The sequence below is a fragment of the Kitasatospora arboriphila genome (assembly GCF_039528095.1).
GTDB classification, from domain to species: domain Bacteria; phylum Actinomycetota; class Actinomycetes; order Streptomycetales; family Streptomycetaceae; genus Kitasatospora; species Kitasatospora arboriphila.
The window spans coordinates 15,802-39,154 of sequence record NZ_BAAALD010000015.1; the positions used below are offsets into that span (position 1 = coordinate 15,802).

At 73.7% G+C, this 23,353-nt stretch carries 20 protein-coding genes and 1 tRNA gene; 12 read left to right on the plus strand and 9 right to left on the minus strand.

Annotation, left to right across the window (positions count from 1 at the left end; all coding sequences use genetic code 11):
* Positions 1–45 precede the first annotated feature (45 nt).
* Positions 46–930, minus strand: a complete 885-nt coding sequence (locus ABD353_RS10870) for an MBL fold metallo-hydrolase (protein WP_344623306.1) — start codon at positions 928–930, stop codon at positions 46–48.
* Positions 931–1,063: 133 nt separating this feature from the next.
* Between ABD353_RS10870 and ABD353_RS10875 the strand changes: the two genes are divergently transcribed.
* Both ABD353_RS10875 and ABD353_RS10880 read left to right on the plus strand, forming a co-directional pair.
* Positions 1,064–1,540: a MarR family winged helix-turn-helix transcriptional regulator gene (locus ABD353_RS10875; RefSeq protein WP_344623307.1), complete on the plus strand. Its 477-nt coding sequence runs from the start codon at positions 1,064–1,066 to the stop codon at positions 1,538–1,540.
* Positions 1,537–2,010 carry an Imm1 family immunity protein gene (locus tag ABD353_RS10880; protein ID WP_344623308.1) on the plus strand — a complete coding sequence of 158 codons (474 nt, stop codon included), beginning with the start codon at positions 1,537–1,539 and terminating at the stop codon, positions 2,008–2,010. Before ABD353_RS10875 ends, ABD353_RS10880 begins: the two co-directional genes overlap by 4 nt.
* A 269-nt stretch (positions 2,011–2,279) precedes the next feature.
* Here ABD353_RS10880 and ABD353_RS10885 read toward each other — a convergent pair whose 3' ends face one another.
* Positions 2,280–3,245, minus strand: coding sequence for a hypothetical protein (locus tag ABD353_RS10885; protein ID WP_344623309.1), 966 nt, complete (start codon positions 3,243–3,245; stop codon positions 2,280–2,282).
* Positions 3,246–3,481: 236 nt separating this feature from the next.
* Positions 3,482–5,032 (minus strand): alpha-L-arabinofuranosidase B, encoded by a 1,551-nt coding sequence (locus ABD353_RS10890; RefSeq protein ID WP_344623310.1) that lies wholly within the window; start codon positions 5,030–5,032, stop codon positions 3,482–3,484.
* 641 nt (positions 5,033–5,673) lie between these two features.
* On the opposite strand from ABD353_RS10890, the gene ABD353_RS10895 reads away from it, so the two are divergent.
* From ABD353_RS10895 to ABD353_RS10920, 6 genes are all read left to right on the plus strand, one after another.
* On the plus strand, positions 5,674–6,654 hold the full coding sequence (locus tag ABD353_RS10895; RefSeq protein ID WP_344623311.1) for an ABC transporter substrate-binding protein: 981 nt from the start codon (positions 5,674–5,676) through the stop codon (positions 6,652–6,654).
* Between the two features lie 88 nt (positions 6,655–6,742).
* Positions 6,743–8,260, plus strand: coding sequence for a sugar ABC transporter ATP-binding protein (locus ABD353_RS10900; protein ID WP_344623312.1), 1,518 nt, complete (start codon positions 6,743–6,745; stop codon positions 8,258–8,260).
* The gene (locus tag ABD353_RS10905) at positions 8,257–9,300 is read left to right on the plus strand and encodes an ABC transporter permease (protein WP_344623313.1); all 1,044 of its coding nucleotides are present in this window, start codon (positions 8,257–8,259) and stop codon (positions 9,298–9,300) included. Before ABD353_RS10900 ends, ABD353_RS10905 begins: the two co-directional genes overlap by 4 nt.
* Positions 9,297–10,271, plus strand: a complete 975-nt coding sequence (gene yjfF / locus ABD353_RS10910) for a galactofuranose ABC transporter, permease protein YjfF (RefSeq protein WP_344623314.1) — start codon at positions 9,297–9,299, stop codon at positions 10,269–10,271. The genes ABD353_RS10905 and yjfF overlap by 4 nt, the downstream gene beginning before the upstream one ends.
* Before the next feature lie 152 nt (positions 10,272–10,423).
* Positions 10,424–11,122 carry an Lsr2 family DNA-binding protein gene (locus ABD353_RS10915; RefSeq protein WP_344623315.1) on the plus strand — a complete coding sequence of 233 codons (699 nt, stop codon included), beginning with the start codon at positions 10,424–10,426 and terminating at the stop codon, positions 11,120–11,122.
* A gap of 425 nt (positions 11,123–11,547) precedes the next feature.
* Positions 11,548–12,846 (plus strand): multicopper oxidase family protein, encoded by a 1,299-nt coding sequence (locus ABD353_RS10920; protein ID WP_344623316.1) that lies wholly within the window; start codon positions 11,548–11,550, stop codon positions 12,844–12,846.
* A gap of 47 nt (positions 12,847–12,893) precedes the next feature.
* On the opposite strand, the gene ABD353_RS10925 is transcribed toward ABD353_RS10920, so the two are convergent.
* Positions 12,894–13,817 carry an NADP-dependent oxidoreductase gene (locus tag ABD353_RS10925; protein WP_344623317.1) on the minus strand — a complete coding sequence of 308 codons (924 nt, stop codon included), beginning with the start codon at positions 13,815–13,817 and terminating at the stop codon, positions 12,894–12,896.
* Positions 13,818–13,940: 123 nt separating this feature from the next.
* Between ABD353_RS10925 and ABD353_RS10930 the strand changes: the two genes are divergently transcribed.
* Positions 13,941–15,005 carry a GlxA family transcriptional regulator gene (locus ABD353_RS10930; protein WP_425555123.1) on the plus strand — a complete coding sequence of 355 codons (1,065 nt, stop codon included), beginning with the start codon at positions 13,941–13,943 and terminating at the stop codon, positions 15,003–15,005.
* A gap of 336 nt (positions 15,006–15,341) precedes the next feature.
* Here the strand turns inward: ABD353_RS10930 and ABD353_RS10935 are convergent.
* The 5 genes from ABD353_RS10935 to ABD353_RS10955 form a co-directional block, all read right to left on the minus strand.
* Positions 15,342–15,418 (minus strand) — tRNA-Met (locus tag ABD353_RS10935).
* A complete protein-coding gene (locus tag ABD353_RS10940) occupies positions 15,396–15,947 on the minus strand; it encodes a hypothetical protein (RefSeq protein WP_344623318.1) in 552 nt (183 codons plus the stop codon). The genes ABD353_RS10935 and ABD353_RS10940 overlap by 23 nt, the downstream gene beginning before the upstream one ends.
* Before the next feature lie 96 nt (positions 15,948–16,043).
* On the minus strand, positions 16,044–17,135 hold the full coding sequence (locus tag ABD353_RS10945; RefSeq protein ID WP_344623319.1) for a vWA domain-containing protein: 1,092 nt from the start codon (positions 17,133–17,135) through the stop codon (positions 16,044–16,046).
* Between the two features lie 104 nt (positions 17,136–17,239).
* On the minus strand, positions 17,240–19,243 hold the full coding sequence (locus tag ABD353_RS10950; RefSeq protein WP_344623320.1) for an FAD/NAD(P)-binding protein: 2,004 nt from the start codon (positions 19,241–19,243) through the stop codon (positions 17,240–17,242).
* Complete coding sequence (locus tag ABD353_RS10955) at positions 19,240–20,190, minus strand: amino acid ABC transporter permease (RefSeq protein WP_344623321.1); 951 nt, start codon at positions 20,188–20,190, stop codon at positions 19,240–19,242. The genes ABD353_RS10950 and ABD353_RS10955 overlap by 4 nt, the downstream gene beginning before the upstream one ends.
* A 563-nt stretch (positions 20,191–20,753) precedes the next feature.
* Between ABD353_RS10955 and ABD353_RS10960 the strand changes: the two genes are divergently transcribed.
* From ABD353_RS10960 to ABD353_RS10970, 3 genes are read left to right on the plus strand one after another with little or no spacing between them, the layout of a single operon-like run.
* The gene (locus tag ABD353_RS10960) at positions 20,754–21,905 is read left to right on the plus strand and encodes an LLM class flavin-dependent oxidoreductase (RefSeq protein ID WP_344623322.1); all 1,152 of its coding nucleotides are present in this window, start codon (positions 20,754–20,756) and stop codon (positions 21,903–21,905) included.
* A complete protein-coding gene (locus ABD353_RS10965) occupies positions 21,902–22,423 on the plus strand; it encodes a GNAT family N-acetyltransferase (RefSeq protein ID WP_344623323.1) in 522 nt (173 codons plus the stop codon). Before ABD353_RS10960 ends, ABD353_RS10965 begins: the two co-directional genes overlap by 4 nt.
* Positions 22,420–23,349 (plus strand): ABC transporter substrate-binding protein, encoded by a 930-nt coding sequence (locus tag ABD353_RS10970; RefSeq protein WP_344623324.1) that lies wholly within the window; start codon positions 22,420–22,422, stop codon positions 23,347–23,349. The genes ABD353_RS10965 and ABD353_RS10970 overlap by 4 nt, the downstream gene beginning before the upstream one ends.
* The last annotated feature ends 4 nt before the right edge of the window (positions 23,350–23,353 follow it).

Here is a 23,353-nt window from a genome sequence, read left to right on the forward strand (position 1 = left end):
GGTTCGGCCGAACCCGCCGACCTCCGACGGCGCCCGCCCGGCGGGTCAGGCGTCCAGGGGCTTCCAGGCCGGGCCGTGGCCGTCCCGGCGGACGTGGCCGAACACAACGTCGGCGAAGTGCACGCCGAATCCGATCGTGTCCGGTTCGGCCAGTTCGGCGACGAGTCGGCGGCGGTGCTCGGCCGTCCGGGCGGGGTCGTGGTCGAAGGCCGCGGACCACTCGGGGTGGTCGATCTGGATCGGCGAGTGCACGGCGTCGCCGAAGGCGATCAGACGGCGTCCGCCCCCGGTGATCACGTACTCGGCGTGCCCGACGGTGTGGCCGGGGGTGATCCGCACGCGGACGCCGGGGAAGACCTCCTGCCCGTCGGTGACCGTCCTGACCCGTGGGGCGAAGACGGCGGCCTGTTCGGCCGTGCCCTGGGCCTCCAGCAGGTCCTGTCGCTCCCACTCGGCTTCGGAGACCAGGTGGTCGGCGTGGGCGAACGCGGGCCGGCCGGTGCCGGGGGCGGGGTGGCCGGCCCAGCCGAGGTGGTCGGAGTGCAGGTGAGTGAAGGCGACCGCCTCGATGTCCGCGGGTCCGCGGCCGAGTGCGGCGAGGTTCTCCAGCAGGGCGCCGCCGTGGATGACGCCGACCGGCCCGGCCGGGGCTTCGGCCGTGCGCGGGCCGAAGCCGGCGTCGATGAGCAGCGCGCGGTCGCCGTGCTCCACCAGCAGACCGCCGACGCTGCCCACGAGGTGGCCTGCGGCGTCCAGGTACTCCGGGTGTGCGGCCCACACCTCCGCGGTGGTGTCCGGGAGCAGGTCGAGCGGCCGGAGCCGCACGTCGCCGTCCGGCACGTAGGACACCCTGGTCCCGCCCAGTCGTACGGAACGGATCGCTCCCGGCCGGTTCAGCCGTCCGCCCCGAGTCGTCGTCAGGTCCGTCATGGTTCCCCTCCTGTGAATGCACGTCAGCGGCCTGCCGCAGTCTCCCGCGGCAGCGACGCCCACCATATGCATCAAGTTCGAACCATTCAAGTTGCAATTATTTGGATCGGACGGATTTGCTAGGCTGGGGCGTATGACGACGTCCCCGCAGGCACAGGCACCGACGCAGGCGCACGCGCAGGCGCAGGCCGTGGCCGAGCGGCAGCTGTGCGGCCTGGTGAACGGACTCGCCCAGCGCATCGCCGAACACGTGCGGGCACGCGCCGCCACCCTGGGCCTCACCGCCTCCCAGGCGACCGCGCTGCGGGAGATGAGCGGGCCGATGACCATGCGGGAGCTCGCCGAGCGGATGAGCTGCGAGCCCTCCAACACCACCTTCGTCGTCGACAAGCTGGAGAAGCAGCAGCTCGTCGAGCGCCGGCCGCACCCCACCGACCGCCGGGCCAAGCACCTCGTCCTCACCGCCGACGGCACCGCACTGCGCGAACGCCTCCTCGGACTCCTCGCCGTGGACTCTCCGCTCTCCGCGCTCACCCCGGACGAGCAGGGCGTCCTGCACGGTCTGCTGGAGCAGGCCGTCGCCCCGCGCCAGGACGCCTCCGGCACATGACCACCCGGGACGGCGAGGGGGACGAGACGCTGCGGGGCACGGAGGCGGTCTTCACCGAGGAGCACCTGGAGGAGCACTCGGGTGCACCGGTGCTGCTCGACTCGGCGGAGGCCGTCGACGCGATGGTCGACGCGCTGATCGCCGGCGGTCCGCTGCGCAACACGGCCCACCTGATCTCCCTGGACCGCCCGCTGCTGCCGTCGGGCCGGCCGGACCACGAGTTCCTGGTCGGGGTCCGCGCCGGCGGGCAGGTCGGCATCCTCTCCTACAGCACCGGCGACGAGGGCGCCCTGATCCCGGCCGGCGAGGCCACCACCCCGGTGGCGACCTACATGGTCGTCACCTACCCCCGGGAGTTCCTGGAGCCGACGGAGGTCCCGATCGGCCTGGTGCGTCAGGCCGTGAAGGAGTTCGTCCTGTCCGGCGGCCGGCGGCCCACCTGCCTGGAGTGGCGCGAAGAGCCGTACTGACCCCCGGGACCCCGGCGTGGCCCGGCCCCGCCGGACAGGCGCCAGGTCCTCTCCTTCGGATCTTGCCGGATGAGCGCGCGGCTCCCCCGGCCTCCGGCCGGGAGGTGCCCCCGTTTCGCGCCCGGCCGGGCGTGCCGGCGGATCGGCCTCGTACCGGACCGCACTCGGCCGATTCGCCGGTGCGTCCGGGCTGGGGGCACCTCCCGGCCCCTCGGGGCTGGGTGGCGATGCCCGGCGTAGCGCGCCCGGCAAGATCCGGAAGAGAGGGCCTACGGCACCCGCAGGGTGACGGCCGCGGTGTGCAGGCGGCCACCGGTCTGGAACTGCAGGAAGACCCGCCAGTTCCCGGGCTTCGCGAGGAGGGCGTAGAAGGTCAGCACCGGGCCGCCGCCGCCCGCGGTGACCGGGGTGATCGGGTGGAGGTGGGCCAGCGCCAGGTCGCCCTCGTGGAAGGCGCTGAGGTGGGCGTAACTCCCGAGGTACGGCTGGAGGTCGGTGACCGGCCTGCCGTCCGGACCCGTGGCGGTGACGGTCAGCGGGAAGGCCTCCGCCGACGTCGGGTCCCCCTGGACGGTCAGCGTGTAGCCGTCGGCCACGGCGGTGCCGGCCGCGGCCGGGAGCGGGGCCTCGGTGGCGGTGCCCGGCACCGTGACGGTGCTGCCGAGCACGTACTCCGTGCCCTGGTGCGACCCGACGGCCGGTGCGAACGAGGCGTACACCCGCCAGACGCCCGGATCGAGTGCGGCCAGGTCGGCCGTCCAGGTGCCGTCGGCCGCCATCACGGGGTGCTGGTGCTGGTAGCCGGTCAGGTCCGAGCGGATCGCGTAGAGGTGCATCCGCTTCGTCTGGGACTCCGCGAACTCGGTGACCGGCCGCCCGTCGGGGCCCGTGACGACGAACGGGAAGCTCACCGGCCGCGCGGCGGGGAGGCCGGCGACCCGCGGCTCCAGGCGGTAGCCGTCGCGCTCCGGGGCCAGCCCGTCGGTGCCGGCCATCGCGTGCCCACCGTGCTTGCCGGCCGCCGGGGAGGCAGCGGCTGCGCCGTGGCCCGCGGCCGAGTGGTCGGCGGCGGAGTGACCCGCGGCGGAACCGCCCGGCTGCGCGGACGCGACCTGCCCCGACGAGTCCTGCGCCGAGGAGCCCTGTGCGGCCATCCCGAGCAGGGCGGTCGCACCGACCGCCAGCGCGAGGGAGCAGGCGAGCAGCGGGCGGTGGCCCTTCCAGTCACGGGTCACGGTGAGCCTTTCGAGCATGCGGGAGCGGGGCCGCGCGTCCGCGCCGCCGTCCTGCGGCCGATCGGGCCGCACGATCAGGAGATCCGCCCGCACCGCGCCAATAACCGAAATCCGGCAGCCTCTTGCCGGGGCGTGCCGCCCGGAGGGCCGGCACCGCCGAGGAGCAGGCGGTGCCGCCCCTCCGGGCGGCATTGCAGGCTTCACCACCGGGGCAGGCCTCACGACCGGGGCAGGCCTCAGGACCAGGGCTGGGCGGCGAGCCAGCTGGTGTCCTCGCTCCAACTGGTGGCGTTGTCCCAGGTGTTGCTGCCGCCGTCGCCGGCGAGGTAGCCGGTGTAGGCGTAGTGCCGCAGGTACTTGTTCGGGTAGTTGACCGACTGGAAGGAGAAGCCCTGGCCGCTGTGGCCCGCCTGCGGGCAGAAGGTCGCGTCCTGCATGAACAGGGCGGTGCCGTTGCTCGCGGCGGTGTAGAGCTGGAAGCCGGAGTGGCGCAGGTACTGGCCGGGGGCGGCGGCGGACTCGAAGGACAGGCAGCTGCTGTCGGCCAGTCCGGCGCGGACGGTCCAGCCTGCGGCGGTCCTGTCGGCGGCCGGGCTGGCGGCGTTGATCGGCGAGATGGCCACCGTGCCGTCGGTGTTGCGGCGCAGCGAGTCCGCGGTGCAGCAGGCGGTCGTGGCCCGGAGCGAGATGCGGGAGCCGACGGTGAGCGAGCTCGACGTGACGGGGGCCGTCTGGTAGCCGACGGCGTTGATGTTGGCCTGCACGGCGTTCTCGGTGGCGTCGGAGGGGTAGCCGGAGGTCATGACGCCCTCGTAGAAGGTGCCGCTCGAGGATTTGCTGTTGTCGCCGCCGATGCCGAGGATGATGGCGCCTTCCTTGTGCATCGGGTTGTAGCCGGACGCGTTGGGGCGGGCGCCGCTGTAGAAGGTGGAGAGTCCTCCCGACCGGGCGTTGCCGGCGCGGATGGCCCACTGGTTCGGGCCGCCCTTGACGACGGCGGTGAGGAAGCGGTGGCTGACGCTCGGGTCGTTGGCGTTGTATCCGACGTCGGCACCGGAGAACAGGCCGTTCTCGAGGTCGGCCATCACCCAGGGACCGTTGCCGGTTCCGGTGCCCCAGATCCGGCTGTCGCCGAAGTAGACGGCCTCCATGTGGCCGTTTCCGGTGTCGAGGTTGTTGGTCTCGGCGTTGCCGTAGTCGAAGCAGCAGCCGCCGCCGAAGTGCGTTCCGTCGAGGACGGCGTACATGCCTTCGGGCTGGTCGCCGGTGGCGATCCCGGAGGTGTGGTTGTTGCGGTAGCCGGTGCCGGCGGCCACGTAGATGCCGTAGGCCGGGTGTCCGCCGGCCTTCACGGGTGCGGCCGTGGCGGGCGCGAGGTCGTCGGGGCCGCCCGCGGCCCCGCCCGCGGGTGCCTGGGTGAGGTCGTTGCCGCGGCCCGACTGGTCGTAGACGACGGTGATCAGGCAGGTGGTGGCGGCGCAGAAGGTGTCCTGGGCGGCGGCGTTGGCGTAGCCGCCGGCGCTCAGCGGGCCGATGTCCCTGGTCGCGCCGTCCGAGGCGCGCCGGACCTGGTAGAGGGCTCCGTCGTAGGCGCCGTAGAGGGCACGGGTGGTGCTGTGGGCCGCGACGCAGGGCGTGCCGCCCGCGGCGTAGATGTCGCACGGCCCCTGGGTGGCGGCCTGCGAGGTTGCTTCCGTGCCGGCGAGGAGGGCCGCGGCGAGGACGGCGGTGGTCCCGGACGCGAGCAGGGCGCGCCGGGCGCGGCGCAGCCGTGTTCGAGCAGCCAAGGGTGGGCTCCTTTGCTGGTGGCGGGGGGGTCGAGTGTTAGCGCTAACAATCTGAGCCGGCAGCAACTCAAGACAGCTGGGGTGATTGAGAGTTCGGCTCAGAGGCGGCCGGGCATCACTATGAACACTCCGTATGACCGCGTCAAGGTGTCCGACAGCCCCCGACGCACAGCCGCCGGTCACCGCCGGTCGCCACCGGAACGGCCACTCCCCGCGCCACCTGGGCATTCGCGACCCGCTGCACCCGACAGGGCGGCATCCGCGCCGATACGGCAGGCGCCGGTCACGGATCCCCTGCCCGACGTCCCGGACCCCCGGCGCCACCGGTGACCGGACGGGCGGGCCGGCCGGCAGCGGTCAAGATTCGATAAAGCGGTGCACCACTCTTGCCCCGACCATATGTGAGCGCTAACAATCATCGGGCGAAGACGCCGGTGCTCCCACCCCAGCGCACGCCGGTGACGCATCGGTACGCCGACCGATCATCCTCACACCGTCTTTGACGATCCATCCGATCGCTTCAGGGCCCGGGCGGGCGGCTGCCGCCCGCCCGGGCCGGCACACCCACTCCCTCCGCCGACCGCTGCCCGCTGCCCGCTCCGCAGCCCCGGCCCGGAGGGGACCATCGAGAGGAAGCCCAGATGTCCAAGAGAGCCGCTGCCGCCGTCCTGGCCGGCGTCATGATCGTCGGCCTGTCCGCCTGCTCCTCCACCGGCGGTTCGTCGGACGGCAAGAAGCCGGGCGGCAAGCTCGTCCTCGGCTTCGCCCAGGTGGGCGCCGAGAGCGGGTGGCGCACCGCGAACACCAAGTCCGTCCAGGAGGCGGCGAAGAAGGCCGGCGTCACCCTCAAGTTCTCCGACGCCCAGCAGAAGCAGGAGAACCAGATCAAGGCGATCCGCTCGTTCATCCAGCAGAAGGTCGACGTGATCGCCTTCTCCCCGGTGGTCGAGTCCGGTTGGGACACCGTGCTGAAGGAGGCCAAGAACGCGCACATCCCGGTGATCCTCACCGACCGCGCGATCGACTCCGAGGACACCTCGCTCTACGCCACCTTCCTCGGCTCGGACTTCGTCGAGGAGGGCAAGAAGGCCGGCGACTGGCTGGTGAAGGAGTACCAGGGCAAGCCGGGCGAGGTGAACATCGTCCAGCTGGAGGGCACCACCGGCTCCGCCCCGGCGAACGACCGCAAGTCCGGCTTCGCCGACGTGATCAAGGGCGACCCGAAGTTCAAGGTGGTCGCCTCGCAGACCGGCGACTTCACCCGCGCCAAGGGCAAGGAGGTCATGCAGGCCTTCCTGAAGGCGCAGCCCGAGATCGACGTCCTGTACGCCCACAACGACGACATGGCGCTCGGTGCGATCCAGGCGATCGAGGAGTCCGGGAAGAAGCCCGGCACCGACATCAGGATCGTCTCCGTGGACGGCGTGAAGGACGCCTTCACCGCCATGTCCCAGGGCAAGATCAACTTCGATGTGGAGTGCAACCCCCTCCTCGGCGACCAGCTGATGGAGCTGGCGAAGAAGGTCAAGAACGGCGAGGCCGTGGAACGCCGGATCAAGACCGTCGAGGGCACCTTCACCCCCGAGCAGGCCACCGCCGCGCTGCCGACCCGTCAGTACTGACCGGACGGCGCACCGGGCCGCCCGCCGCGCCGCCGCCCCACGGCGCGGCGCCCGCCCCCGGTCCCGACCGACCACGAAAGGAGGACCGATGCAGCAACCGGTCCTGGAAGTACGCGGGCTCCGCAAGGAGTTCCCCGGCGTGCTGGCACTCGACGACGTCGACTTCCGGCTCTTCCCCGGGGAGGTGCACGCGCTGATGGGCGAGAACGGCGCGGGCAAGTCCACCCTCATCAAGGTCCTCACCGGCGTCCATCCGGCGGACGGCGGCGAGGTCACCCTGGCCGGCCGGCCGCTGCGGATCGCCGGTCCGCTGCAGGCGCAGCAGGCCGGCATCTCGACGGTCTACCAGGAGGTCAACCTCTGCCCGAACCTGTCGGTCGCGGAGAACCTCTTCATCGGCCGTGAGCCGCGCCGCCGCGGCCTGATCCACTGGTCCGAACTGCGCCGCCGCGCCGCGGCCTCGGTCGCCGCACTCGACCTGGACATCGACGTCACGGCCCCGCTGGAGAGCTTCTCGATCGCCGTCCAGCAGCTGGTGGCGATCGCCCGGGCGGTGGACGTCGAGGCCAAGGTGCTCGTCCTGGACGAGCCGACGTCCAGCCTCGACCGCGACGAGGTCGCGCAGCTGTTCGCCGTCATGCGCGGGCTGCGCGAGCGGGGCGTGGCGATCCTGTTCGTCTCGCACTTCCTCGACCAGGTCTACGAGATCTGCGACCGGATGACCGTCCTGCGCAACGGCCGCCTGGAGGGCGAGTACCTCACCCGGGACCTCAGCCAGGTCCAGCTGGTCTCCCGCATGATCGGCGCCGAACTCGCCGACCTGGAGGGGCTGGCGACCGCGAGCCGCCGTACGGACCGGCCCGCGCCGGAGCAGCCCTTCCTCACGGCGGAGAAGCTCGGCCGCCGCGGCGCGGTCGAGCCCTACGACCTGACCGTGCGGCCCGGCGAGGTCGTGGGGCTGGCGGGGCTGCTCGGCTCCGGGCGCACCGAGGCCGCCCGGCTGCTGTTCGGCGCCGACCACGCGGACAGCGGCACCGTGCGGATCGACGGCCGGCCCGCCGCGCTGCGCACCCCGCAGGCCGCGGTCGCGCACGGCATCGCCTTCTGCTCCGAGAACCGCAAGTCCGAGGGCCTGGTCGGCGAACTCACCGTCCGCGAGAACATCGTGCTCGCCCTCCAGGCCTCCCGCGGCTGGCTCCGGCCCCTGTCGCGCACCGCACAGGACGACTACGCGCTGCGCTGGATCAGGGCGCTGAACATCCGCCCCGGCGACCCCGAGGCACTGGTGCGCAACCTCTCCGGCGGCAACCAGCAGAAGGTGCTGCTCGCCCGCTGGCTGATCACCGACCCCAAGCTGCTGATCCTCGACGAGCCGACCCGCGGCATCGACGTCGGCGCGAAGGCCGAGATCCAGAAACTGGTCGCGGACCTCGCCGAGAAGGGCATGGCCGTGCTGTTCATCTCCGCCGAACTGGAGGAGGTCCTGCGCCTCAGCCACCGGATCGGCGTGCTGCGCGACCACCGCATGGTCGCCCAACTGGCCAACGACGGATCGCTCACCCCGGAGCACCTCATGGAGACCATCGCGAGCGGAGCCCGGCGATGACGAAACACCGGCTCTTCTGGCCCGCAGCGGTCCTCGTCGCCATGCTGCTGGCCAACCTGCTGTTCACCCCGGACTTCTTCGCCGTCCACACCAAGGAGGGGCACCTCTACGGCAGTCTGATCGACATCCTGCACTTCGGCGCACCGCTGGTCCTCGTCTCCCTGGGCATGACGCTGGTCATCGCCACCGGCGGCATCGACCTGTCGGTCGGCTCCACGGTCGCCATCGCCGGCGCCCTGGCCTGCCTGCACATCAGCGAGGCCGCCGACCCCGGCAGCGTCTCCACCGTCCTGACCGCCGTGGCGCTGGCGCTGGCCGTCGCACTCGTCCTCGGCACGGTCAACGGCCTGCTGGTCTCCCGCATCGGCGTGCAGCCGATCGTCGCCACCCTCATCCTCATGGTCGCCGGCCGCGGCGTCGCCCAGCTGATCACCGACGGCCAGATCATCACCGTCACCAGCGACCCCTACCGGCTGATCGGCGGCGGCTACTGGCTCACCGTCCCGTTCTCCGTCCTGCTCGCGGCGGCGGCCGTCACCCTGGCCGTGCTGCTCACCCGCTCCACCGCCCTGGGCCTGCTGCTGGAGTCGGTCGGCGGCAACCCCGTCGCCAGTCGCCTGGTCGGCATCCGCGCCCACCGCCTGACCACCCTGGTCTACGTCGCCAGCGCCGTCTGCGCGGCCGTCGCCGGACTGATGATCAGCTCCAACGTCTCCGCCGCCGACGGCAACAACGCCGGCCTGTGGATCGAACTCGACGCCATCCTGGCCGTCGTCATCGGCGGCACCTCGCTCAACGGCGGACGCTTCTCGATCGGCGGCACCGTGCTCGGAGCCCTGGTCATCCAGACCCTGTCCACCACCGTCTACACCATCGGCATCCCGCCCGAGACCACCCTGGTCTTCAAGGCCGCCGTGGTCATCACCGTCTGCCTGATCCAGTCGCCGCGGTTCCGCGCCAAGCTCGCCCGCCGTCGCACCACCGCGCACGGCGGCCGGCAGCCGGAGCCCGCATCCGCCGATCTGAAGGTGGGCGCATGAACACCACTCCCGCCGCACGACTGCGCGGCCACGTCCCGCTGCTGGTCACCACCGTCCTGCTCGTCGCCATGTTCGGCGTCGGCTCGGTGCAGTACGAGGGCTTCTTCTCCGGCCAGGTCCTGCTGAACCTGCTGATCGACAACGCCTTCCTGCTGGTCGTCGCCGTCGGCATGACCTTCGTGATCCTCACCGGCGGCATCGACCTGTCGGTCGGCGCGGTCGTCGCCCTGTCCACCATGGTCTCGGCCTGGCTGGTGGAGCAGCACCACTGGCCGATCCTCGCCGTCGTCCCGCTGGTGCTGGCGATCGGCACCGGGCTGGGCTGGGCCATGGGATGGGTCGTCCACACCTTCGAGATCCAGCCGTTCATCGTGACGCTCGCCGGCATGTTCCTCGCCCGCGGCCTCTGCTACACGATCAGCGTCGAGTCGATCTCCATCACCGACCCGTCGTACACCGCGATGGCGCAGACCCGCGTCCCGCTGCCCGGCGGCACCTTCCTCTCCCCCAGCGCCGTCATCGCCGTGCTGGTCGCCGCGGCGGCCTTCGTGGTCCTGCACCACACCCGGTTCGGCCGCAACGTGTACGCGCTGGGCGGCAGCGAGCAGTCCGCGCTGCTGATGGGCCTGCCGGTGGCCCGCACCAGGATCACCGTCTACGCGATCAGCGGCTTCTGCTCCGCCCTCGGCGGCGTCCTGCTGACGTTCTACATGCTCTCCGGCTACGGCCTGCACGCCGTCGGCCTGGAGCTGGACGCCATCGCCGCCGTCGTCATCGGCGGCACCCTCCTCACCGGCGGCTCCGGCTACCTCGTCGGCACCGTCCTCGGCGTGGCGGTCCTCGGGCTCATCCAGACGATCATCAGCTTCCAGGGCACGCTCAGCTCCTGGTGGACCAGGATCGTCATCGGCGCCCTGCTGTTCGTCTTCATCGTGCTGCAACGCGTCATCACCGCCCACCGCCGCACCTAGGAGTCTTCAACGGGCACTCGGGGCGATTCAGGGGGCGATTCAGGGGCGCGATTCAGCGGGCGCGCCTCGCGCCCTCACGTGTCGGAGTCGTGGGCTACCGTGCCTCCTGCCCTGACCCGATCCGTGGTCAGGACAGGAGGCACGGGGGCGGCGTGGACGAGTACGGATCGGAGCCAAAGGACGTCCTGCGGGAGTGGGAGCGGATCGTCCGCCGGGTTCGGCGGAACGCGGCGGAGGCGGTCGCCGGGCTCGACGGCCCGGGGGACCCTGCGGCGATCGAGGCGGCGCAGCGCCGCATGGGCGTCGTCTTCCCGCCGGAGCTGCGGGCGTGGCTGGGGGCGAGCGGCCTCGGCCGGCTCCGGACGGACGACGGCCGCAACGCGTGGGTGGCGTTCGGACACGACGGGGTCCTGCCGACCGGGGGGCTGCTGCTCTGCCTCACGGACATCGAGCGGGTCCACGGGTTCAAGCAGTCCCTCGCGGAGTCCGACCCGCCGGACGGCGACCACGTCGACTGGTGCAGTCGGTGGGTGCCGATCACCGCCGAGCGCGACGGGTTCTCCGGGCGTTTCCTCGACACCCGCACCGGCGCGGTCGGGGCGTGGAGCGAGGGGGAGCTCCCGTCGGAGGGCCTCCACCCTTCGCTGTCCGCGTTCCTGCGCGCGGCCGCGGACGAGCTCGAAGGAGTGCCCGCCGCGCCGGGGGACGGCCCGGACGTCCGGGGCCGGCAGGGGCCGGACGACGAGGCCGTCCGGGCCTGGGCGCGGCGGAACGGCTACGCGGTCAACGACCGCGGCAGGATCCCGTCCGCCGTCCGCGAGGCCTGGCAGGCGGCGCGGGCGGGCGGCTGACGGACCGCCACCGGTGGTTCCTGCCGGGCAGGCGGCGGACCCTCGTACGAACGAGTGGTCTACCGCGGCACGCGGCGGGCTCGGCCCGGTTCGACCACGTCCGGTGCCTTCGGCGGGTGTTAGTTTCGAACTCCTCGTCGGGTCGGGCCGGCGCCGGCCGACGGCGCGCGGACGACGTGTCCGTCGAGCGGTTCCCTGTCCGATCGGCGTCGTGAGGTGGCCGAGTGGGTGTGTGGTCGCGGCGTGCGGTGCTGGCCGGCCTCGTCTCCGCGCCGGTCCTGACGGCGGGTTGTGTCGCCGGTACGGCCGGCAGGGCGGCGCCTGACGGTGAGTCGGGCGGCGGGGCGGTGCCGGGGGGCCCGGGGCCCGCCGGCTACCGGCGGCTGCCGGTCCCTCCGCTCGCGGAGTCCCGCACGGAGGACGGCGTGCGGTGGTTCACGCTGGAGGCGCGGCCCGGCCGGGCGGACATCGTGCCGGGGAAGTCCACGCCGACCTGGGGTTACTCGCAGGACCTGCTCGGTCCGACGCTGCGCGCCCGCACCGGTGAGACGGTGGGCGTGCGGGTCCGCAACCGGCTGCCCGAGCCGACGTCCGTCCACTGGCACGGCATGCACCTGCCCGCGGCGTGCGACGGCGGCCCGCACCAGCCGATCGCCCCGGACGCCGGCTGGGAGCCGTCGTGGACGATCGCCCAGCCCGCGGCGACCCTCTGGTACCACCCGCACCCGCACGGCTCGACCCAGCTGCACACCTACCGCGGTCTGGCCGGTCTGTTCCTCGTCGACGACGGGACGGCCGCTGGCACCGCCCTGCCGCACGAGTACGGCGTCGACGACCTCCCCGTCATCCTGCAGGACAAAAAGCTCAACGCCGACGGGACCCTGGACGAGCGCAACGAGGCCGGGACGGGACTGACCGGCCCGACGGTGACGGTGAACGGGATCGCGGGCGCGTACGCACCGGTGGCCACCGACCGGGTGCGGCTGCGCATCCTCAACGGCTCGACGATGCGGGTCTACAACCTCGGTCTGGACGACGACGGCGAGTTCGAGATGGTGGCCTCCGACGGCGGGCTGCTCGCCGCGCCCGTCCGGCTCCGCCGCCTCCTCCTGACCCCCGGGGAGCGGGCGGAGGTCGTCGTCCGCCTGCAGGCGGGTCGGCCGCGCACCCTGCGGTCCTTCCCCGCCCCGCTGCCCGCCAGGAAGGGCCGCGGCCCGTCCGCCGGAGCCGCCCAGGGCGAGGAGTTCGAGCTCCTGCGCCTGGACCCGCGGCCGCAGCTCCGCGCGGGCACGGCGACGCCCTCGGCGTTGGCCGTGATCCCCCCGCCGGTGACGGCGTCCGCGGTGGCGCGCACCTTCGAGCTCGACGGCAACACCATCAACGGCCTGCCGATGGACATGGAGCGGATCGACGTCACCGCCACCGTCGACGTCCCGGAGGTCTGGACGGTGACGAACACCCACAACCGGGTGCACAACTTCCACGTCCACGACAACCACTTCCAGGTCCTCGACGTCAACGGCGGCCCTCCCCCGCCGGAACTCGCCGGCTGGAAGGACACCGTCTCCGTGCCGCCGTCCGGTTCGGTGCGCCTCGCCGTGGTCTTCCGCGACTACGCCGACCCGCGGAACCCGTACATGTACCACTGCCATCTGATGCGCCACGAGGACGACGGCATGATGGGCCAGTTCGTGGTCGTCGGGAAGGGCGGGCGGACGGGCTGATCACTCCCCCGGGCGGGGGCGGCGCCCCGCTCCCGGGTGTCGACGGGTCAGTCGACGGTGAGGACGATCTTGCCGGTGGTGCGGCCCTGCTCGCCGATCTCGTGCGCCTTGGCCGCCTGCGCCAGCGGCAGGACGGTCTCGACCACGGGCTTCAGTGCGCCGCGCTCCGCCAGGGCGGCGATCTCGCGCAGGCCGAGGTGGTCCGGCTCGACCAGGACCCAGGCCGCCCGCACGCCGTCCGGGGCGGCCGGGACGTCGTCCGGGCCGGGCAGGGTGATCAGCCGGCCGCCGGTCCTGAGCACCTTCAGGGAGCGTTCGGCGGTCTCGCCGCCGAGGCCGTCCAGCACCACGTCGACGTCGGAGACCACGTCCTCGAACCGGACCGCGCGGTAGTCGACCACCTCGTCCGCGCCCAGCTCCCGCAGCAGGTCGTGCTTGCCGGCACTGGCCGTGCCGATGACGTACGCGCCGCGGGCCTTGGCGATCTGCACGGCGAAGTGGCCGACGCCGCCGGCCGCCGCGTGCACCAGCACCCGCTCCCCGGGGCGGACGTCGGCCGCGTCCACCAGGGCCTGCCAGGCGGTCAGCGCGGCCAGCGGCAGCGCCGCGGCCTCCACGTGCGTCAGGTTGGCGGGCTTGGGCGCGAGGTGGCGGGCCGGTGCGACCACGTACTCGGCGTACCCGCCGGCCTGGCGGGGGAAGAGCGGCATCCCGTAGACCTCGTCGCCGGGGCGGAAGATCCCGACGCCGGGGCCGACGGCCTCGACCGTGCCGGACACGTCCCAGCCGACCGCCGGCACCGCGCCCCACTCGATGAGGGCGCCGCCGGCCCGGGTCTTCCAGTCCACCGGGTTCACCCCGGCCGCGTGCACCCGCACCAGGACCTCGTTCAGCCCGGGCTCGGGCCGCTCGACCTCGCGCTCGACCAGGTTCTCGGGCCCGCCCCACTGCTCCACGACCACCGCACGCATGTCTGTTCCTCGTCCTTCGTTGCGTTCCTGTGCGCCGGGCTCCCCCGGCGACGCAGTCAACGATCCGGCACCCGGGCCCGGCACGGTGTTGGCCGTTCGGTCACCATGTGACAGGATCTGGCCATGGCCGGATCGCGGATGGACATGACGGAGAGCGAGCGGAAGCGGACGCCGGGTGCACCGGGCCGGCCGCACCGGATCGCCGTGCTCGCCCTGCCCGGGGTCCCGCCCTTCGAGCTCGGCATCCCGTCCCGCGTCTTCGGCAGCGCCGAGGACGCCGAGCGGCGCCCGCTCTACGAGGTCACCGTCTGCACGGCCGACGGCGCCCCCGTCCTCAGCGACGCCGGCTTCACCGTGCAGCCGGCCGCCGGCCCCGAGGCGCTGGCCGCCGCGGACACCGTGATCGTCCCGCCGACGCACGCCATGCCCGAGCTGAGCCACGGCGGCCCCCTGCCCCCCGAGGTCTCGGCGGCCATCGCCGGGATCCGGCCCGGCACCCGGCTGGTGTCGATCTGCACCGGCTCGTACGTGCTCGCCGCGGCCGGCCTGCTCGACGGCCGGCCGGCCACCACGCACTGGAACCTCGCCCCGGAGTTCCGCCGGGCCTACCCGGACGTCAAGGTCGACGAGGAGGTCCTGTTCGTCGACGACGGCGACGTGCTGACCTCCGCCGGTGTCGCCGCCGGCGTCGACCTGTGCCTGCACATGATCCGCCGCGACCACGGCGCGGCCGTCGCCAACCGGGCCGCCCGCATGTGCGTCGTGCCGCCGTGGCGGGACGGCGGGCAGGCGCAGTACATCGACCGGCCCGTCCCCGAGCCCACCGTCGCCAGCACCACCGCCACCCGCGCCTGGGCCCTGGAGCACCTCGGCGAGCCGCTGCCCCTCGACCGGCTCGCCGAGCACGCACGGATGAGCCTGCGCTCCTTCACCCGGCGGTTCCGCGACGAGGTCGGCATGACCCCGGTGCAGTGGCTCACCGCCCAGCGCCTGGAACTCGCCAAGCACCTGCTGGAGACCACCGACCTGCCGATCGACCTGGTCGCGCACCGGGCCGGCCTCGGCTCGGGCAACTCGCTGCGCACCCACATGCGGACGGCCTTCGGGGTCTCACCCGCCGCCTACCGCCGCACCTTCAGCCCCCACGACACCGTCACCGCCGTCCCCGCCGCCGGGGCACGCCGCTGACGGTCCGGCGGGCAGCACCGCGCCGCCCGGGCCGACGGCACGCCGGGGACGATCCGCGCGGACGGTCCCGGGGCAGCGGTGGGGCGCGCCCCGGGACCCGCGAGGCGGCCGGCCACTGCTCGGCCGGCCGCCCGTTCGTCGCGACGACCGCGGCTGTGCGCCGATGCTAGGGCCGGTCGGCGCCGCTGTCACCGGACCGCGCGATGGACACCTTCGATGCGTCACTCCCGCCCACTGCCGTACGGGCGGCCGCGCCGGACGGGGGGGCGGTCGGGGCCCGCGGTGCACGGCAAGCGACCGGGCCCGGTGCGCTGATGCGCACCGGGCCCGGCCGGTTGGTAGCGGGGACAGGATTTGAACCTGCGACCTCTGGGTTATGAGCCCAGCGAGCTACCGAGCTGCTCCACCCCGCGTCGGTGTCCCAGACACTACGGCACGGGGGCCGCGGAACGCGAACCACTTCCGCCGGGTCGGCGCGTCGGCCCGCGCCGGGGCCGCGATCCCCGCCTGCGGAGTCTCCAGCCAGCGGCGGTGGGCGGCCTCCAGGTCGGCGGCGGTGGCCGCCAGGTGCGCGGGGGCGGGGGCGAGGATCGGCAGGGCGGGAAGCTCGGTGCCGGCGGCGGGCGGCAGCAGCAGGACAGCCTCCTCGCCGCCGCTCTCGCGCAGGAACCCGCTGGGCCACGCGTCGCGGCGGGCGCCGGCGACGGCGAGCAGCCAGCCGAGCGGCTCCAGTCGGCGGCGGGCGTCGAGGAGGGCGCCGAAGCCGTCCCACCCGGCGCCCTCGACGTGCCCCCAGGGGCCGTCGGCCCGGATCGTGTAGGTCTGCCGCCGCGGGGCGTCCTCGTCGAACCAGCAGGCCAGGCGGCAGGGGGCGGTGCGGCCGCGGTCGGTGGTGGACAGGGCGAGGGCGCTCGGGTTCTCGGTGCGCAGCTGGGGGCTCACGGTCGGTCGGTCCGTCCTGGCGGCAGGGCGCCCGGCCCCGGTGCGGGCTCGGGTGCGGTCGTCGTGGTGGGGGTCGGTGCGGTGGCCGTCGCCCCGTCAGAGGAGGACGAGCAGCTTGGTGCCCGGCACCAGCTTCCGGTTCACGGAGGTCGACTGGACGAAGACGGTGTACGAGGGGTTCTCGCCCGGCTTGACGGTGGCCTCCGAGGCGGGCAGGCCGAGGAGTTGACGGGCCGCCGGGCCGGAGAACACCCTGCCCGTCATCCGGCCGGTCGCCGGGTCCTTCTCCGCCACGGCGAGCTGCTTGGTGCCCTGGATCTTCTCCCGCTTGGAGAGCTCGTAGAAGGCGCAGCCGGTCGTGTAGGCGTGGCCGGCGCTGGTGACGAACTCGCGGATCGGCAGCTGCTGGTCGACCGGGACGAGGATGTACTTGCCGGTGTCCAGCGCGTCGAGGTTGGCCTTCACCTCGTCGGTGCTCAGGTCCTGGCCCATGGCGAAGAGGTTCCTGGTGCCGCGGACGCCCTGCTCGCGGCCGCGGAGGAAGCTGGTGGCGGCGGACTTGACGGTGCCGATGGCCTCCTCGACGCCCTTGCTGGAGTCGGCGTCCCAGATCGCGATGTTGCCCGCCGGGAAGCCGTACTCCTGGGCGGTGCGCTTGGCCAGGGAGTTGGGGACGAGGATCGCCGACGTCCAGTGGTCGGGGAGGTCGTCCATGGCGCCCTTGATCCGGTTCATCCAGGTGCGCAGGGTGGCGGCGCCGCGGTCGCCGCCGACGCGGGTGTGCATCCGGCCGGTCTCCGACCAGCCGGAGGCGTTCTCCTCGCCGTCGGTGACGACGACCTGGAGGAAGGAGTGCTCGCCGTACCCCTCCCAGATGTTCTTCAGGTCGTCGACCGACTTCACGGCCGCCTCGATCAGCGCCGTCGCTCCGCCGTCGACCGCGTAGAGGCCCCGCAGGGACGGCAGGTGCTTCACGTCCATGTCCCAGACCAGGTTCTCGACCTCGTGGTCGAAGGCGTAGAGGCTGATCCGGGTCTCGTGGCCGAGCCGGTCGGACTCCTCCTGGAGGCCCTTCACGAACTCGTCGACGACGCGGACGAGCTGCGCCTCGTGCTGACGCATCGAGCCGGACTTGTCGACCACCAGCGAAACGTGGTTGACCTTGTGCTTGATCTTGTTCGCAGACATGGTTCCGCCCCTTTTCCAACGCTCTTCCGGCGCCGTTTCCGGCGCCCCCTCCGACGTTGGTTCCACAGTACGGCGGAGCACTGACATTCCCTCCTGACCTGCGGTCATGTGGGATCGGCCCGCCCACTCCCCGACGAAACGTGTGCGAACGCATTCCCGTCGTCCGACCGGGCGGACGGGAGCGCGCTCGGGGATTTCCGCGACGGCACGTCCGGTGCGGTGTCCACGGCGAAGGCCCGCAGCAGGGCCCGGGCCGCGGTGTCGTTCTGGCGGAAGGCGGGGGCGTCGGTCCGCGGCCGCGCGAAGGCCGCGTAGCTGCGGGCGTTGGTGTGCGGGCCGAGGGCGAGCCGCCGGGGGTGCGGGGCGCCGCCGAGGGCCGGGTCCAGCAGGCCGCCGTCGGCGGCGACCTCGATCAGGCCGGAGCGGTGGGTGTGCCCGGCGTCGGCGAGCACCTCCTCGCGGATCCGGCCGGCGCGCAGCAGTTCCCGCAGCACCGGGTCGGCGGTGCGGTCGGCGGAGTGCCTCGGCAGGCGGGCCTCGATCAGGGCGGTGGCCCGGACCCGGCGCCCGGGCACGGTGGGGCTGTGGGCGACGAAGGTGCCGTCGCTCTCGTCCCGGTCGACCGCGGTGTCGGCGCCGAGGAAGCGCACGACGCCGGCCTCGGAGAGGGCGAGCAGTTGCCGCAGTCGGAAGCCGGGCGGCCCGGAGGCGAGGTGGCTGAAGAACCCCGTCCACCAGCCGTCGAGGTCCTCGGCGACCGAGCGGGCGGAGAGCCGGCCGGAGGCCAGCAGCCTCGGCAGCTGTCCGTAGAGCGACAGCAGGGCGAGGAAGGCGCCGAGGTCGGCGCTGTGCGCGGGGTCGGCCCGGCGGTCGGCGTCGGCGCGGACGTGGGCCCGCAGGTGCCGCTGCAGGGATTCGCCGTCGGGCAGGCGCACGCCGGTGAGCGGCCGGTCCAGGTGCTCGAAGTCCAGCCGGTCGGCCGGGTCGGGCACGGCCGCGGCGACGAGCGCCTCCCGCTCCGGGCCGTACCAGTCGAGCCGGTCGTAGGCGGCGAGGAACTCCGGCCAGGGCAGCGCGGTGCGTTCCGGGTGGGCGTGGAACAGCTCGTGGTAGTGGCCGAAGCCGATCTCCTTGGCCATCAGCGGCCAGACGTCGCGGCGCAGTTCGAGCGGGCCGGGCCGGGCGGCGAGGGCGTCGACGGCGACCGCACCGAAGTGGCGCGGCAGCGGGGCGGGTGGTCCCTGCAGCCGGTAGTGGGTCTTGGAGTGGTACGGCACACCGCGGCGGGAGCCGAGGTGGATCACCGGTTCGCGGCCCGAGGGCAGGTAGCGCAGCCCGCCGGCGGCGTCCTCGAAGCGGCCGCCGCGCCCCTCGGTGAGCAGCGAGACCAGGTCGACGGCGGCCAGGCCCATGCCGCGCAGCAGGACGTGCTCGCCGGGCCGCAGCGCGGAGAGGTCCGCGTCGGCGGAGTAGGCGGGCGGCAGGTGGAAGCGGCCGTGCCGGGCGGCGAAGGCGGCGTTCGCGCGGTGCTGCGGCTCGGGTGCCGAGTCCAGGTGGCCGAGGGCGAGGACGACCCGGTCGGCGGTGAGCACCCGGTCGGTGAGCCGGACGGACTGCGGGCCGTCGGCGGGGCCGGTGACGGCGTGCGCGGTGTCCCGGTGCACGGTGACGGTGACGTGCGGGGGCAGCTCGGCCACGGCGCGCCGGAACACCCAGTCCAGGTAGGCGCTCTGGGCGCGGCGGGTCGGGAAGTCGGCCGGGGCGAGGGTGCGCAGTTCCTCGGCGAGGGCCGGGTCGGCCGGCGGCCGGTACGGCGGGTGGGCCTCGGGGCGGGCGGCCCACTCGGCGAGGGACGGTCCGGGCCGAACGGGTCCGGTGACGGTGGACCGTTCGTCGGTGAACATGGTGACGTCCTCGGCCATCGAGTTCATCCGCAGCAACGGGGACTGCTCGTGCCGCCAGATCCGGCCGCCGCCGGGCGGGTGCGGGTCCACCAGGTGGATGTGCAACGGCCGTTCCGCGGACAGGAGTTCGGGTGCATTGGCGGCGATCCGCTCCAGCAGTCCGGTGCCGCGGGGTCCGGCGCCGACGATCACCAGCGCGCTCACCGGGCCGGCTCCCGCCGTACGGTGCCGAGTGCCGTCCGCAGCCGGGCGAGCGGGGTCGGCGGGGGCGCGGCGCGGCCGGCGCCGCGGGCGTAGTACCGCTCGACGTAGTACTGGCCGGCGGAGAGCACGCTGGTCACCGCGATGTACCAGAGGGTGGCCACCACCAGCAGCGGGATCACCTGGTAGGTCTGGTTGTAGATGAGCTGCGCGGAGAACAGCAGGTCGTGCACGGCGAGCACGCTGACGATGCTGGTGCCCTTGAGGGTGCCGATCAGCATGTTGCCGGCGGTCGGCACGATCGAGCGCATCGCCTGCGGCAGGACGATCCGGCGCAGGACGCGGGCGGGGCGCAGTCCGAGCGACTGGGCGGCCTCCAGCTGGCCCTGGTCGACGGAGAGGATGCCGGCCCGGACGACCTCGGCGGCGAACGCGGCCTCGTGCAGGGTGAGTCCGACGACCGCGGTGGCGGTCGGGCCGAGCAGGTTCACCGTCTTCACGCTGAGCAGCTCCGGCCCGTACGGGACGCCGAGCGAGAGCGTCGGGTAGAGCGCGCCGATGTTGAACCAGAAGAGCAGTTGGACGAGGACGGGCGTGGCACGGAAGACCCAGACGTAGCCGCGGCTCAGTGCGGCGAGCACCGGGTTGCCGGACAGCCGGGCGGCCGCGAGCAGGGTGCCGAGGGCGAAGCCGAGCGCCGTGACGGCAGCCGTCAGCCAGAGGGTGAGCACCAGTCCGTGCAGGATCGCGGTCGAGGTGAGGTACTGGCCGACCACGTCCCACTGGAAGGCGCGATTGTGCGCGGCCGAGTTCAGCAGCAGTCCGGCGGCGAGCAGGGCGAGCACGGCGGCGGCCGTCCGGCCGGGGCGGCGGCGGGCGACGACCGGCAGGTCGGTGTCGGCGGGTGGTGGGGCGAGGGCGGCGGGCAGGACGTCGTGCGACGTGGCCATGGGGGCTCCAGGGGCGGACGCGGGCAGGGGTCTGCTGGTCCGTCACGCGCGCCGCGTCCCTCAACACGGCGGGAGCCGACGGGACTTCGGCCGGCTCCTGGGCACCTCGCTCGGGTCGATCGTACGCGTGCCCGAACGGCGGGTGTCAAGGGCGTTCCGGTCGTCCCGGATCCGGACGGAGGTTGACGAACTCCACGGTTCACTGCTCAACTTGCCGCATGTACGCCGAGCAGCCCCTGGTCACGCGCGGCCACATCGACTTCGGTCGGGTGTGGTCCGCGGCGTGTTGCGGCTGACCCGGCAGCAGGCCGGCTGACCGGCCCGCCGTCCCTGCGGGCGGCACTCCCTCGTCCGCCCCGCCGTGCGGGGCCGGCCTCCCCGTCCGCCGCTGCGGACTCCCGGCACGCTGCCGTTGCCCTTCCGCGCACCCGCTCCCGCCGATGCACCGTCGGCGTCCGTCGCGCACCCGTCCGTCCACCCACCCGTACGTCCGGGCGGCCCTGCCGCGCGCCCCGCCGCGCGCGTGCTCCGCCGTGCCCGCCCACCGTAGAGAGGCCCGCCCCATGCCCGTCGAGTTCCTCGGCATCGCCGCCACCGGCGACGGCTCGGAGACCACGCCGCGCACCACCGCCGCGTTCGACCGCGAGTACACCCTGCGGCTCGCCCGCGCCCACGAGGACAACGGCTGGGACCGCGTGCTGTTCGCCTACGGCGCCGGCTCGCCGGAGCCCGCCGCGGCCGCCGCCTTCCTCGCCTCGAAGCTGGACCGGCTGCAGATCCTGCTGGCGCACCGCCCGAACGTCTCGTACCCGACGTTCGCGGCGAAGACCTTCGCCACCCTGGACCGGATCAGCGACGGCCGGCTGACCGTCCACTTCATCACCGGCGGCAACGACCACGAGCAGCGCCGCGAGGGCGACTACCTCACCAAGGACGAACGCTACGAGCGCACCCGCGAGTACATCGGCATCGTCAAGAGGGCCTGGACCTCGCACGAGCCGTTCGACCATCACGGCACCCACTACCGGTTCGAGGACTTCGTCTCCGACGTCTTCCCCGTGCAGCAGCCCCGGCCGGGCGTGTCGTTCGGCGGCTCCTCGGAGGCGGCGTACGCGGCCGGCGGGGCCGAGGCGGACGTCTACTGCCTGTGGGGCGAGCCGCTGGCCCGCACCGCCGAGCAGATCGAGAAGGTCGAGCGGGCCGCCCGCGCCGCGGGCCGCACCGACACCCCGCGGATCCAGGTCGCGTTCCGGCCGATCATCGCCGCCACCGAGGAACTCGCCTGGGAGAAGGCGCACCGGACGGTCGGCGCGATCCGGGCCCGGCGGGCCGGCGGCGACCTGGTGCGGCGGAGGTCCGCGGACGCGCCGGAGAACACCGGCTCGCAGCGGCTGATCGCCATCGCCGAGGCCGGCGAGCGCTACGACCGTGCGCTGTGGACCCCGACCGCCGCCGCCACCGGCGGCGCCGGCAACTCCAACGCCCTGGTGGGCACTCCCGAGACGGTGGCCGAGGCGCTGCTCGACTACTACGACCTGGGCGTGGACATCGTCTCCGCCCGCGGCTACGACCACGTCGACGACGCCGTCGACTTCGGCCGGTACGTCATCCCGATCGTCCGGGAGGAGGTCGCCAAGCGGGACGCCGCGAAGGCGGTCGCCCTGGCCGCGGCGGAGGAGCGCGACCGGCAGCAGCCGGTCGCGGCCCGGGCGTGAGCACCACCGTCGAGGTCGGGGCCGACCGGCTGGACGGCCCGGTCGCCGAGCCGCTGGTGCACGAGCTCACCCACGAGTACGTCAGCCGCTACGGACCCGGCGGGCACGAGGAGATGGCCCGCCACCCGCCCGAGGAGTTCGCCCCGCCGGGCGGTCTGCTGCTGCTCCTGCTGGAGCGGGGCGAGCCGGTCGCCGGCGGTGCGTACCGGCGCCACGGCGATCCCGGCACCGCCGAGGTGAAGCGGATGTGGACGCACTCGGCGCACCGGCGCCGCGGCCTCGCCCGGCGGGTCCTCGCCGAACTGGAGCGGGCCGCGACCGCCGAGGGCTACCGGCGGATCCTCCTCACCACGGGCTCCCGGCAGCCGGAGGCCAGGCAGCTCTACCTGGCGGCCGGCTACACCCCGCTGTTCGACCTGGACGCACCCCCGGGCGCGCTGCACCCGCTGCCCTTCGTCCAGCACCTGACGGACCGCCGCCCGGCGGCCGCCGAACCGAGAGAGGCCCCCGAACCGTGAGACGCACACCCGCCGTTGCCGCAGCCGCCGCAGTGTTCCTGCTGGCCGGCTGCGGCGCGGACCCGGCACCGGCCCGGCCCGCCGTCGGAGCCTCCGCGGTCGAGGCCGCCTCGCACGACGTGGTCTCCGGCGTGCGGAAGGTCGACGCGGTGGCCGCGCTGCTGCCCGAGGAGGTCAGGAGGGCCGGCACGATCCGGCTCGGCGGCGCCGTCGGCACCCCGCCGAGCGCCTTCTACCCCGACCCGGCGAAGAAGACCCCGGCCGGGCTGGACGTCGACGTCGCCGACGCCGTCGCCAAGGTCCTCGGCCTCACCGTGCAGCGCGAGGACGCCGCCTTCGAGACCATCCTGCCCGCCCTCGGCAGCGGCAAGTACGACGTCGGCACCGGCAACTTCGGCGTCACCACCGCCCGGCTGAGGACGATCGACTTCGTCACCTACGTCGACGACGGCCAGGGCTTCGCCGTCCGCAAGGACGACACCCGGCTGCAGCAGGTGACCGACCTCGTCCAGCTCTGCGGCCTGGTCATCGGCACCGGCGCCGGCACCACCTTCGAGACCACGCTGAACGCGAAGAAGGACGTCTGCGCCGCGGCCGGCCGCAAGCCCTACGAGGTCAGGGCGTTCTCCGACAGCGGCGCCGTCCTCACCGGGCTGCAGCAGGGCCGGATCGACGTGGTGATGTCCACCATCAACGGGCTGCGCCACCAGGCCGCGCAGCCCGCCGCCGGCACCCGCTTCCTCGGCGAGTTCCACCGCCTCGACGTCGGCTTCGCCTTCAAGAAGGGCTCGCCGCTCACCCCGGCCTTCCAGGCCGCCGTCAACCGGTTGATCGAGGACGGCACGTACGCGCGCATCCTGCAGAAGTGGGGCACCCAGGACTCCGCCGTCACCACTTCGCGGATCAGCCCGCCCGAGCACCCGTGATCCC

Bases quoted from the DNA above. Each gene is read 5' to 3' on its own strand.
- ABD353_RS10870 (WP_344623306.1), bottom strand. From the start codon at position 930: ATGACGGACCTGACGACGACTCGGGGCGGACGGCTGAACCGGCCGGGA.
- ABD353_RS10875 (WP_344623307.1), top strand. From the start codon at position 1,064: ATGACGACGTCCCCGCAGGCACAGGCACCGACGCAGGCGCACGCGCAG.
- ABD353_RS10880 (WP_344623308.1), top strand. From the start codon at position 1,537: ATGACCACCCGGGACGGCGAGGGGGACGAGACGCTGCGGGGCACGGAG.
- ABD353_RS10895 (WP_344623311.1), top strand. From the start codon at position 5,674: ATGTCCAAGAGAGCCGCTGCCGCCGTCCTGGCCGGCGTCATGATCGTC.
- ABD353_RS10900 (WP_344623312.1), top strand. From the start codon at position 6,743: ATGCAGCAACCGGTCCTGGAAGTACGCGGGCTCCGCAAGGAGTTCCCC.
- ABD353_RS10905 (WP_344623313.1), top strand. From the start codon at position 8,257: ATGACGAAACACCGGCTCTTCTGGCCCGCAGCGGTCCTCGTCGCCATG.
- yjfF (WP_344623314.1), top strand. From the start codon at position 9,297: ATGAACACCACTCCCGCCGCACGACTGCGCGGCCACGTCCCGCTGCTG.
- ABD353_RS10925 (WP_344623317.1), bottom strand. From the start codon at position 13,817: ATGCGTGCGGTGGTCGTGGAGCAGTGGGGCGGGCCCGAGAACCTGGTC.
- ABD353_RS10930 (WP_425555123.1), top strand. From the start codon at position 13,941: ATGGCCGGATCGCGGATGGACATGACGGAGAGCGAGCGGAAGCGGACG.
- ABD353_RS10945 (WP_344623319.1), bottom strand. From the start codon at position 17,135: ATGTCTGCGAACAAGATCAAGCACAAGGTCAACCACGTTTCGCTGGTG.
- ABD353_RS10955 (WP_344623321.1), bottom strand. From the start codon at position 20,190: ATGGCCACGTCGCACGACGTCCTGCCCGCCGCCCTCGCCCCACCACCC.
- ABD353_RS10960 (WP_344623322.1), top strand. From the start codon at position 20,754: ATGCCCGTCGAGTTCCTCGGCATCGCCGCCACCGGCGACGGCTCGGAG.